This is a genomic window from Ruthenibacterium sp., from assembly GCF_017421385.1.
GTDB lineage: Bacteria > Bacillota > Clostridia > Oscillospirales > Ruminococcaceae > Ruthenibacterium > Ruthenibacterium lactatiformans.
The window spans coordinates 1-11,604 of the sequence record NZ_JAFOIN010000027.1 but is presented as its reverse complement, the minus strand read 5'-3'; the positions used below and the strand labels follow the sequence as shown (position 1 = coordinate 11,604).

The 11,604-nt window shown below is 60.6% G+C and carries 12 protein-coding genes; 9 read left to right on the top strand and 3 right to left on the bottom strand.

Annotation, left to right across the window (positions count from 1 at the left end):
* Nucleotides 1-535 precede the first annotated feature (535 nt).
* From IIY41_RS03290 to IIY41_RS03275, 4 genes are all read left to right on the top strand, one after another.
* Entirely contained in the window at nucleotides 536-1,519 is a 984-nt protein-coding gene (locus IIY41_RS03290; protein WP_412432063.1) for an NAD-dependent epimerase/dehydratase family protein, read from the top strand.
* A gap of 188 nt (nucleotides 1,520-1,707) precedes the next feature.
* Complete coding sequence (locus IIY41_RS03285; protein WP_050006606.1) at nucleotides 1,708-3,033, top strand: MATE family efflux transporter; 1,326 nt, start codon at nucleotides 1,708-1,710, stop codon at nucleotides 3,031-3,033.
* A gap of 279 nt (nucleotides 3,034-3,312) precedes the next feature.
* Nucleotides 3,313-4,110, top strand: a complete 798-nt coding sequence (locus tag IIY41_RS03280) for a MerR family transcriptional regulator (RefSeq protein ID WP_050006605.1) — start codon at nucleotides 3,313-3,315, stop codon at nucleotides 4,108-4,110.
* A gap of 161 nt (nucleotides 4,111-4,271) precedes the next feature.
* Nucleotides 4,272-4,688 (top strand): YjdF family protein, encoded by a 417-nt coding sequence (locus IIY41_RS03275; protein ID WP_009323735.1) that lies wholly within the window; start codon nucleotides 4,272-4,274, stop codon nucleotides 4,686-4,688.
* 242 nt (nucleotides 4,689-4,930) lie between these two features.
* On the opposite strand, the gene IIY41_RS03270 is transcribed toward IIY41_RS03275, so the two are convergent.
* Nucleotides 4,931-6,352 carry an MATE family efflux transporter gene (locus IIY41_RS03270; RefSeq protein ID WP_242853541.1) on the bottom strand — a complete coding sequence of 474 codons (1,422 nt, stop codon included), beginning with the start codon at nucleotides 6,350-6,352 and terminating at the stop codon, nucleotides 4,931-4,933.
* 100 nt (nucleotides 6,353-6,452) lie between these two features.
* Entirely contained in the window at nucleotides 6,453-7,094 is a 642-nt protein-coding gene (locus IIY41_RS03265) for an NAD(P)H-hydrate epimerase (RefSeq protein ID WP_050006604.1), read from the bottom strand.
* Between the two features lie 119 nt (nucleotides 7,095-7,213).
* On the opposite strand from IIY41_RS03265, the gene IIY41_RS03260 reads away from it, so the two are divergent.
* From IIY41_RS03260 to IIY41_RS03240, 5 genes are all read left to right on the top strand, one after another.
* Nucleotides 7,214-7,483, top strand: coding sequence for a hypothetical protein (locus IIY41_RS03260; protein ID WP_009323738.1), 270 nt, complete (start codon nucleotides 7,214-7,216; stop codon nucleotides 7,481-7,483).
* 52 nt (nucleotides 7,484-7,535) lie between these two features.
* A complete protein-coding gene (locus IIY41_RS03255; RefSeq protein WP_287399662.1) occupies nucleotides 7,536-8,387 on the top strand; it encodes an AraC family transcriptional regulator in 852 nt (283 codons plus the stop codon).
* A 207-nt stretch (nucleotides 8,388-8,594) separates the two neighbouring features.
* Nucleotides 8,595-9,371, top strand: a complete 777-nt coding sequence (locus IIY41_RS03250) for a class B sortase (RefSeq protein WP_165858854.1) — start codon at nucleotides 8,595-8,597, stop codon at nucleotides 9,369-9,371.
* Nucleotides 9,372-9,420: 49 nt separating this feature from the next.
* Complete coding sequence (locus tag IIY41_RS03245; RefSeq protein WP_050006601.1) at nucleotides 9,421-10,062, top strand: InlB B-repeat-containing protein; 642 nt, start codon at nucleotides 9,421-9,423, stop codon at nucleotides 10,060-10,062.
* A 79-nt stretch (nucleotides 10,063-10,141) separates the two neighbouring features.
* The gene (locus IIY41_RS03240; RefSeq protein ID WP_270847510.1) at nucleotides 10,142-10,891 is read left to right on the top strand and encodes a GNAT family N-acetyltransferase; all 750 of its coding nucleotides are present in this window, start codon (nucleotides 10,142-10,144) and stop codon (nucleotides 10,889-10,891) included.
* Nucleotides 10,892-11,083: 192 nt separating this feature from the next.
* Here the strand turns inward: IIY41_RS03240 and IIY41_RS03235 are convergent.
* Nucleotides 11,084-11,604 (bottom strand): dihydrofolate reductase family protein (locus IIY41_RS03235; RefSeq protein ID WP_287399661.1); only part of this gene is annotated, 521 nt, incomplete at its 5' end.

The window sequence follows — 11,604 nt, the reverse complement described above, 5'->3', positions numbered from 1 at the left end:
TTCCCGTGTTGCTCCCGCCACATTAAAACGAAACCTGGCGTTGTTGAACGCCAGGCCTCGCAAAGTTCTGTACTTCCATTCTGCTCAGGAATTATGGGACTTCGAGCTCAATTCCTGTTGCACTTAGTTTGACAATTCACTTCGAAAAAGGCAAAGAAGGAAAAGAAGCGTCCTGGGAAAAAGCTTGAAAAAGGGGTGGAGAACCCCTTTTTCATTTAAAATAACCCCGCGACGCCCCGCAGGGCTAGTGCCGAGGCGTGTAGAGCGAAGCGCCCGCCGAAGGCCGCCGTGCGCGGCGAACGGGGCCGCAGGCCCTGTTCGTAGGCAGCTTGGCGCAAAAGCGAAGCTTTTTCACCAAGCTGGCGTGGAGGCCGCAAGGCCTCCGCGCTTGCTTTTTGTCCGCGGGCGCTTTACAATAAAATCATAACGCCGGACTGCGCGGCAGGCACGGCGAAAGCATCACAAAAAAGGGGGACGACCCATGAAAGCATTGTTCATCGGCGGCACGGGGGTCATCAGCACAGCCGTCGGCGCTCTGGCGCTGGCCCGCGGCTGGGAACTGACGCTGCTCAACCGCGGCACCAACGCGGCCCGCGCGCCCCGGGGCGCGCGGGTGCTTACAGCAGACATCCATGACGAAGCTGCGGTGAAGGCCGCACTGGGAGACGAGCGGTTCGACGTGGCGGTGGATTTCATCGCCTTTACCGAGGAGGACGTCCAGCGTGACGTGCGCCTGTTTGCGGGGCGCGCGGCCCAGTACATTTTTATCAGCAGCGCGTCGGCATACCAGAAGCCCGTGGCCGCGCTGCCCATCACCGAAAGCACCCCCCTGGCAAACCCTTACTGGCAGTATTCCCGCGATAAGATCGCCTGCGAAAATTTCCTGATGGAGCGGTACCGGGAGGAAGGCTTTCCGGTGACCATCGTGCGCCCCAGCCACACCTATTGCGGCGGCAAGGCCGTGGTGGCGCTGCACGGCGCACGCGGCTGCTGGCAGACGCTGGCCCGCATCCGGGCGGGCAAACCCGTTATCATCCCCGGCGACGGCACGTCGCTGTGGACGGCCACCCATGCCGATGATTTTGCCGTGGGTTTTGTGGGTCTGATGGGTAACCCCCACGCGCTGGGCACTGCGGTACACATCACCACCGACGAGGGGATGACGTGGAACCAGATCTACGCGGTGCTCGCGTCAGCCATGGGTGCGCCGCTGTGCGCGGCATATGTCGCCAGCAAATTCCTGGCCGTATGCGGCCGGGCCGCGGGCTATGATTTTGAAGGTCCGCTGCTGGGCGACAAGGCCGCCAACGTACGCTTTGACAACACCAAGATCAAGCGGCTCGTGCCGGATTTCGCGCCCCGCGTTTCCATGGCCCAGGGTATCCGCGGCGCGGTGGAATATTTGCTGGCGCACCCGGAGCTGCAAACGCCGGATCCGGAGTTCGACACCTGGTGCGACAGAGTCCTGGCGGCGCAGAGCGCGGCCAAAGCCGTATTTGACGGCGCGCATCTCGCTTAATGCAGACCGAAAACACGCCCCGCACGGCTGAAAGCCGGGCGGGGCGCGGCCGCTTCCGGCGGAAATTGAGCAAAAATCGCAAGGCTCAGCGGAAAATGCCTTGCAATCACAATGGAAAACCCGTGCCCGCTCCGCTATACTGAAAAGCATACGGGCGCGGCGCGGGCCGCGCCGGGGAGGGCTGATGCATGATTCGGGACATGACGCGCGGCAATGTAACGCGCCATCTGGTGAGCTTTTCCGTACCTATCATTCTGGGCAATCTGTTCCAGCTTGCCTACAATGCGGTGGACTCCATCGTCGTGGGGCGCTTTGCCGGCACCGGCGCCCTGGCGGCCGTGGGTACGGCCAACCCCGTAATGAACATCATCATCCTGGGCGTTTCGGGGCTTTGCATCGGCGCATCGGTGCTGATGAGCGAATATTTCGGCGCGCGGGATACGGAGAAGCTGCGGCGGGAATTTGCGGCCACGCTGTTTCTGGGACTGTTTTTTTCGGCGGCGGTGCTGGCGCTGGGCTTGCCGCTGGCCGGGCCGCTGCTGCGCCTGCTGAACGTTCCGGACGAGATATTTCCGCAGGCCCGGGCATATTTGTGCATCATTTTTCTGGGTATGCCGTTTACCTTTGTCTACAACGCTTACGCGGCGGCCATGCGCAGTGTGGGCGATTCCCGCACCCCCATCCGTTTTCTGGCGCTGGCATCGGTGCTCAACGCCGGATTGGACGTGGCGTTTGTGGCAGGCCTGCACTGGGGTGCGGTGGGCGCGGGAATTGCCACCGTCCTCGCCGAAAGCCTTTCTGCAATTTTATGTGTTATTTATACAGAGCGTAATCTTGCTGCGCTGCGCCTTACCAGAGCAGAGCTGCGGCCGGACAGGATGTTGATGAAGCTGACGCTGCAGCAGGGCAGCGTAACGGCGCTGCAGCAGGCCTGCCAGCCGGTGGGAAAACTGCTGATCCAGGGCTGTGTGAACGGGCTCGGCGTAGAGGCCATCGCGGTGTTCAACGCCGTCAGCCGGGTGGATGATTTCGCGTTTACGCCGGAGCAAAGCATTTCCTCGGGGATGATGACATTTGTCTCCCAAAACCGGGGCGCGAAGGAATACGGGCGTATGCGCATGGGCCTGTCCCGGGGGCTGATGGTGGAGACCGGATATTGGATGCTTTTGTTCTGCGTCGTCCTGCCGCTGCGCGCGCCTATCATGCGCCTGTTCGTGGGGGCGGATGAAAGCGCCGTGGCACTGGGTGCGTCCTATCTGTTCCTCATGGCGTTTTTCTATTTGCTGCCTGCGTACACCAACGGCCTGCAGGGGTATTTTCGCGGGTTGGGAGATATGAAGATCACTCTGGCAGGCACGTTCACGCAGATATCGGTGCGCGTTGTGTTCGTGTATCTGTTGGTGCCCCGCATGGGGCTTACAGCCGTGGCGTGGGCCAGCCTTGCGGGATGGCTCTGTATGCTGCTGCTGGAGGTGCCGTACCTGCGCAGCATGCGCGTGCGGGGCGTGGGATGAACGGCACCGGTTTTCTGCGTCAATGCGCTGAAAAGGAAGCTTTTAATAAGCTGAGGCAGGCACTTTTGTGTTTGCCTTATTTTTTACCGTTTCAGCCAACGGAAACGGAAAACAAAATTCCGGCACGTCCGCTGCGGAAAGACGACGCGGCAAAACGGAGCAGCAAAAAAATTTTTTCGGAAAGCCTTGACCTTGTCACTGTGGCAAGGTATATAGTCGTTACAGGACCGGTCCATACGTGCCCGTTCCCGGGAACGGGCGGAAGAGGAGAAAAACGGCATGTATACCATCGGCGAATTTTCCAATCTGGCGCATGTTTCGGCACGCAGCCTGCGCTATTATGATGCAATGGGGCTGCTGCGCCCCGCGCATATGGGTGAAAACGGATACCGCTATTATACAGGCGGCCAATTGCCGGCGCTGGCAAAGATCGAGACGCTCAAGAGTTATGGCTTTACACTGGCAGAAGTGAAGGAGCTGCTTTTGCTGCCGGAAACAGAACTGGCACACCGCATCCATGTGAGGCGCATAAGCGCGTATGCCCAATTGAACGAGATGCGCCGGGTCATCCGCCGGATGGAAGCTGCCATCGTTCAAATGGAGGGAACCAGCATGGCAAACGATACTTATCATGTAATCTTAATGCAGGCTCCGGCGCAGAAGGTATTCAGTGTCCGGCGGACCATTCAGATTGGAGAGATGCACGACCTGTTCGCGGAACTGCGCGCGCAAATGAAGCGGGCAGGTGTGCGGCGTACCGGCCCCACACAGGCGCGGTACCACGGAGAGGAGTTTTCTTATGAGCATATGGATGTTGAAGCACAGGCGGCTGTAGACGCGGACGGACCGAATGTGTCGGTGATCCCGGCGGGCACGTTCGCGGCTGTGACGCATACTGGCCCATATGAGAATATCAAGTATGCATATGATGCCCTGTGTGGGTGGGTGGCGCATCATCCGGAATATAAAGTCTGCGGTCCGGCCATTGAACGGTATATCAAGGACGAGGCCATGGTGCACGACCCGGAGGAACTGGAGACGGGCGTGCTGTTCCCCGTTTGCCGGGCAGAGGAATGAACGGTTCTTGTACAGTGCCGCAGCGCGCAGTATAATAAAACGGCAGAGATAAAAACACGGCGCGGTCGGTAGTCCGCGCGCGGGGTGCATGCCCTGTCAGTAACCTTCCCTCCCGGGTCGTCCGTTCCCTGCAAGGATTTTCTAAAGGGAGGAAGAGACGGATGCAGAAGTCTCGGGCGTCGTTTACCGTGTTTTTTGAGGACCCTTTCTGGGTAGGCGTGTACGAGCGGGAGGAACCGGGCGGCCTTACGGCCTGCCGTGTGGTGTTTGGGGCGGAGCCGAAAGACGGCGAGATCTATGAGTGGATGCTGCAAAACTGGGCGCAGCTGCACTTTGGCCCCCCGCTGGCGGATGTCCGGAGGCCCCGGGAGGAAAACCCGAAGCGTGCCCGGCGCATGGCCCGGCGTTCCCTTGCCGTACAAGGCGTGGGAACGAAGGCGCAGCAGGCGCTGGCACTGGCGCGCGGTGCCGGCAAACAGGCCCGTGCCGCCGCGCGCCGGGAACAGGAGCAGGCGGACCGGGAGCGGCGCTTTGCCCTGCGCGTTCAGCGCAGGAAGGAAAAGCACAGGGGCAGGTAAAGACCTGCCCCTGTGCTTTTCAGACTGTCGAAAAAGATAAAGAGGTAAAAGAAAAGTCCGGGGGAAAAAGCTGGCGGTGGCAAAGCCATGCATCTTTGCGCAGCAAAGTGCAAGCCACGCGGCGAATGCCGCCAAAAAGGGGTGGTGAATCCCTTTTTCATTTAAAATAACCCCGCGCCGTGCGCGGCGAACGGGGCCAAAGGCCCTGTGCTTTTGTCTGTTGCGGAAAGGCGCAAACTCCGTCAGTGCGCGCCGGCTTCTTTTTTGCGGCCGCGCTCCTCGGGCGCATAGCCCATCTTACGGATGCGTCCGCGCAGCCAGCCTCCTTGCAAATAGTAAAAAATGAACAGTACGCTGGTGAACACCCAGCTGGCCGGATAACTCACCAGCACGGTGGAAAGTTCGGGCCGCAGCGGAAGCAGAATAAAGATCCAAGCCACGCGCAGCACGCATACGCCGCCGCAGGTCATCAGCATCGGCGCCAGTGAGCAGCCGCATCCGCGCGCCGCGCCGGCCAGGATCTCAATGCAGACATATGTGAAGTAATACGGCACCAGCTGCCGCACCATGTCCAGGCCTATGGACACCACCTCGGCGTCCCTGGTGAACAGGCCCAGCAGATACGGCGCCAGAGAGCAGTACAGCACGCTCATCAGCACAGCGCTGCCGAAGCCAAGCGCAAGGCACACCCGTACGCTCCTGCGGATGCGGTCGTACTTCTGCGCGCCGAAGTTCTGCCCGGCAAAGGTGGTGATGGAAATACCGTACGCGCCCAATATCATCCAGAAGAAGCCGTCCACCTTGCCGTGCGCCGTCCAGGCCGCCACTGTGGCCGTGCCGAAGCCGTTGATGGCTGTTTGAATGAGGATATTGGAGATGGCGTACATGTTCGACTGCAGCCCGGCAGGCACGCCCACGCGCAGGATATCCCCCAGCAGGCGTCCATGGAAGCGCACCTGCTTCCAATCCAGCCGGTACACCGTTTCCGCGCGCGTCAGCGACACAAGCACCAGCACCGCGCTCACGCCCTGGGAAAGGATGGTGGCCAAAGCCGCGCCCAGCACGCCCATGCCCAGCACCGCAACCAGCACAACATCCAGAGCGATGTTCACCAGGCACGCGATGATGAGGAAGTACAGCGGGCGGCGGGTGTCGCCCACGGCCCGCAGGATGCCGGAACCCACGTTATACAAAAAGGACGGGATGGTGCCCAGCATGTAAACGCGCAGATAGATGAGGGCAAAGTCCATGATGTCGGCCGGGGTGCCCATGGCGCTCAGCGCCCAGGGCGCGGCCGCCACGCCGGCTGCCGTAAGGCCAAGCCCCGCGGCCAGAGCCAGCGCCACCGAGGTATGCACCGTACCGCCGACGCTCTCTGCGTCGTGCGCACCGTACGCCTGCGCGATGACCACTGTCGTGCCGGAGGCAAGCCCCACGAACAGGTTGACGAAGAAGTTGATGAGAGAGCCCGTAGCGCCGCCCACGGCGGCCAGCGCCTGCGTACCAACGAACTGCCCCACGATGACGGCGTCCGCCGTGTTGTAAAGCTGCTGAAAAAATGTACCGAACAAAATCGGGAAAAAGAAATACAACAGCTGCTTCCAGATCACTCCCTCGGTGATCTGGTTCACGGCCATCCCTCCGCCGATCCTCTTGATGCCCACGCCGAAATACACTCCTTTTTTTCAAAACAAGCCGATTATAGCACAACGGCGCGGGGAAGTCGATAAGCGCGGCACAGGTTTTACAAGAATGCCGCAGACCTTATTCCTCGCCCAACGCTGCACCAATGCCGATATCTGCGGTGACGACCGTGCCGCATTGCTCCGCTGCCAGCCGGTGGCAGGGTTTGGGCGCGTGGAAAGCAACGGTGACATGCGCGCGCACCGCGCCTTCGGCCGTTTCGCCGGTGTCCGCACACACGCCGCTTGGAACGTCCAGCGCCAGCACAAAGCGGCCGCTGTTCAGCATTGCGGCCGCGCGCTGTCCCGCCGGGCGCAGAGCGCCGTGAAAGCCCGTGCCGTATACTGCGTCCACCAGCGCGTCCGCCCGGGCGATGAAAACCTCGTCCTGCAGCGTCAGGCCGTCCAGCGTCTGTATATGCACGCCCCGGTCCTGCGCGGCTTCCCGGTTGGCGGCGGCGTCCGGTGTGGCCGGCTCGCCCTCGGCCAGAACGGCTATCACCTCCACACCGGCGTCTTGCAGGCGGCGCGCCGCCACAAGCCCGTCGCCGCCGTTGTTGCCCCTGCCGCAGAACACCGCCGCGGCTTTCAGGCCCGGCACGCGGGCCATCAGCTCCCGGGCGGCGGCTGCGCCCGCGTTTTCCATCATGCGCGGGTACGGGAGCCCAGCCGCGTCGGCCAGGCGCTCCAGTTCTTTCATTTGGGCAGTCGTAACTTCGTTCATTGTATCCTCCTTGCCTGCGGGCCGGGGGCCCGGCGTTTTTATCAATAGTATAGCATATATGGTTGCGCTCCGCCTGCTTTCTGTTATACTGAAAGAAAATAAAGCGGAGGTGTGGGCGGATGAAAAACCTGTTGGAGGCGGCAGAGGATTACACAAAGCAGGTGGGCTGGCGGGACCTGGCCGAGTTGAAGTGCTGTATGTTCGCTCTGGGCGTTCTGCTGGGGCTGGCCGTACCGCGCCGCTGGCGCAAAAAGGCGGGCCGGGGCGCAGCGGCGCTCTTCGCAGCCACGTGCATCCCGAAGGCGGCGAAATTCCGGGCGCTGGCTGTGCGGCGCACACAGGGGACGGAGGCAAAACAGGAACGCCTCGCATTTTGCTGCAAAAAATGAGAGGACGCGCCGGGTGCGGCCCTGCTATGATGGATGCAAGGAGCTGATATGGATGGAATGGCTGGACAGAATGAACGACGCGCTGGGATATCTGGAAGCGAATTTGGCCGGTACGGCGGATATGGAGCACGCGGCACGGCTGGCGTGCTGCTCGGTCTATCATTTCGGCCGGATGTTTTCGTATATCGCAGGGGTGCCGCTCTCGGAATATCTGCGCCGCCGCAGGATGACGCTGGCCGCGTTCGACTTTCAGAACGGAGGCAGGGTACTGGATGTGGCGCTGCGGTATGGCTATGAGTCTCCGACGGCGTTTAACCGCGCGTTTCAAAGCGTGCACGGCGTTTCGCCGTCTGCAGCGCAGAGGGACGGCGCACCCCTGAAAGCATATCCCCGTATCAGCTTCAAGATCACCGTCAAGGGGGAAGCTGAAATGGATTACCGTATCATCAAACAAGAAGCCTTCCGTATCGTGGGCGTGCGCGAACCGCTTTTGCCGGATTTCGAGGATTCGTTCCGTCGGGTGCCGGAATTTTGGGGCGAAGCGGCGGCGTCCGGCACCATACCGCGCCTATGCCTGCTGATGGACGCCGCACCGAAAGGGATTCTGGGCGTCAGCACCTGTATGCCGGACGCGGAAAATTATTATTACATCGCTGTGGCCAGCACACGTCCTGCGCCCGAGGGAATGCACGAATATGTGGTGCCCGCCTGTACCTGGGCCGTATTTCCAGGCCGGGGTTCCATGCCCGCCGCCATGCAGGAGCTGCAAAAGCGCGTGGTTTCGGAATGGCTGCCCGGCTCGGGCTACGAGTGGGGCCAGGCGCCGGATCTCGAAGTGTACCTGGACGACGGCCTGTCCGGAGAAAGCAGCTTTGAGGTTTGGCTGCCCGTCGCAAAGCGGTAAGAGCCGTGTGCGCAGCAGGGAAACGGCGCAGCTGAGGATAGATTCCGGCCGGGCAGGAAACGCCCGGCCGTTTTTTGTCCGCGTGCCTTGATTTTCCATGGACTCCCGCTTGACGGCGGGCCCGGCGGCGTGTACAATGAAAAATCAGGATAGTATGCCGAAATGCGCGGCGGCGCGGCGCTCCACGGCAGAAAAGGGGGCGGTGCGATGCCGCGCGGAAAACGTGCGTACCGTGTGCTGCTCTGGGCCGTTTTGGCGGCGCTGCTGGCCCTGGCGGCTTTTGCCGGGTGGCGGCTGTGGCGCGTGTACGGCGACGCGGCCCGTGCGGCGCAGCTGGCGCGGGAAATGCAGCAGACGGCCGTGTCTGCTGCCGGTGAGAGCGCGGCGGGCACAGACGGGGCGGAAATGCCCGCCCATGCTTGCCCTGTGGACTTTGAGACGCTGCGCCGGGATTATCCGGCCGTGACGGCCTGGCTGACAGGCTGCGGAGGGGACATCGATACGCCTGTGGCCCAAGGGGCGGACAACATTTATTATCTGGACCATCTGCCCGACGGGACGCGGAACATGCTGGGCACGGCGTTTCTGGACAGCGCCAACAGCGCGTCCTTTTCCGACGACCAGTCTTTTATTTTCGGCCATCATATGGATACGGGCGGCGGTGTGTTCGCACCGCTGCTGCGGTATCAGAAGCAGGAATACTTTGAAAAAAATCCCACGTTCACGCTGCATACGCCCGGCGGCTGCTACACGGCCTGGGTATTCGGTGCGTTCGTGGTACAGGAGCGGGCGTACCCATACGTGCATGAGTTCACCTCTGCGGACGGGATGGCGGCATTTGCGGAGCGGGTGCGCGCGCAGTCGGATATCATCTCGCCGGTGGAACCCGCGCCGGGAGACAGGGTGCTCACATTGTGCACCTGTACGTCGAAAACAAACGACCTGCGCTATGTGGTGTGCGCGAAGCTCATCCCGCTGGCGTAAGGAAAAGCAGAAAAGCCCCGTTCCGGGGGCGTGAAAGGAGGGCTGCGGCATGCGCAGGAAAACAGAACGGCAGGGCACCGAGGCCGAGCGCCAGCTTGCATGGAGCAGGGAATACCTGCGGCGGGAAAAGCGCCGCCGCGTGCTGCGCCGCACACTGCTGATGCTGGTGCTGGCGCTTGCCTGCGCCGTGACGGTATTTGCGCTGAACGGCGGCATTCCCGCGCTGCGGGTGGGTGGCGCGCCTGCCTCCGGTTCGTCTGCGGCGCAGTCCTCGTCCGCGCCGGCCGTACAGGCGCAGCCCCCGTCGTCTCAGGCGCAGCCGGAGCCGGCGGCATATACCGTCGCCTTCGACAGCCGCGGCGGAAGCGCCGTGGAGGCGCTGCAAAATGTGACGCAGGGCGCGCGCATCGCCGAGCCGTCGTCTCCGGTGCGGGAGGGCTATACGTTCGAGGGCTGGTACAGGGACGCTGCGCGGACGGACGCTTGGGACTTTGCCGCGGACACGGTGGAGCAGGATACCATTTTGTATGCAAAATGGGAGGCCGTGCCCGCGCAGGACACAACTTCCGGCGCGGCTCTGCCCCAGACGGGCGTGGCCACGGGCGCATTGCTGTGGGCGTGCGTGCTGGCTGCAGCGCTTGCGCTGGCCGTGGCGGCAGCCTTGCTGCTGCGCAGGGCTTACCGGGGCTGAATCGCAGAAGACAGGCCAAAAAGCCGCTGCAAACGCAGCGGCTTTTGTTGAAAGAAAAACGGAAAGGCGGAGAAAAGCCATGGACGCCGGATTTATAAACCTGACGCCGGAAAATTTGGACGGCGAACATCTGTGCTGCATCATACGCAGCAAAAAAGCGCATCCGGGCGTGGAAGCGAAACGGCAGTGGCTGGCGGACCGCTTGAAGGAGGGCCACATTTTCCGCAAGCTGAACGCAAAGGCTACGGTATTCATCGAATACGCCCCTCTTGAAACCGCATGGACGCCGGTGCTGGGAGACAGCTATTACTATATCTACTGTCTGTGGGTCTGCGGGGAAAGCAAGGGCAAAGGCTACGGACGGGCATTGATGGAATACTGTCTGGCCGACGCCCGGGCAAAAGGAAAGTCCGGCGTGTGCATGCTGGGCGCGGAAAAGCAAAAGGCATGGCTTTCAGACCAGGCCTTTGCAAAAAAATTCGGTTTTCGGACAGTGGATACTGCGCCAAACGGCTATGAGCTGCTGGCGCTTTCCTTCGACGGGACAAAGCCCCGCTTTGCGCCCCATGCGAAAAAGCAACAGATCGAAAACAAGGAGCTGACGGTCTTCTACGATATGCAGTGCCCGTATATCCTTCAGCGCGTGGAGCGGGTGGAACGGTACTGCGGGGCGAACGGCGTGCCGCTGTCCCTCGTCCGGGTGGATACGCTGCAAAAGGCGAAGGAGCTGCCTTGTGTTTTCAACAACTGGGCCGTATTTTACAAAGGAAAGTTTGAAACCGTGAACCTGCTGGACGACGCCGCGCTGCAAAGGCTTTTGAAAAAATGAGGCCGGGTATCCGAAAGGGGTGCCCGGCCTTTTGTACGCAAGAAGTTGGAGCAGGCGCTCCGCAGCAAAGACAGAGCCGGCGTTATGGCGGAAGCCTGCTTCAAGGCGGCGGGCTGGTGCTGAAAGCCCTGTTTGCGCAAGGGAAGCTTTGGCGTGCTTTTTTCAGGTGCATCCCGATAAATCGGGATTTGGTCAGTGGATCACTTTATAACGCAATCGTAAATACGACTTTTTCAAAACCATGCATTCTTGCAGCTTCAGCACGCCAATTTTTGATAATTCACTTTCGGACAACAGGGATTTTCCGTCAATGAGTGTGGGCGTATCTTTGCCGCCGATCAAAACAGGGGCGATGACGATATCAATATAATCGAATAACTTTTCATAAAGAAATAAACTGTTTAACGTACCTCCGCTTTGTATCGTTATTCTTTCACAACCGTATTCTGATTTGAGTTCAGCAAGTGCCTCTTTCAGTGAGGGACCATTTTGGCGTATGATATGCAGATTGCTTTCATCTACATCAAAGGCCGGATGGTTTGCATTAGACGTGATTAATACAAATTCTTTTGCTAAATAGTGTTTACACGAGCGATATGGTATAATGGGAGCAAGAGAGCCGAAAGAGGTGTTCCCATGAGCAATGAACAACAACGCCACGACATCAGCGATGCGGTATGGAGCCTGCTGGAACCGCATCTGCCAGGACAACG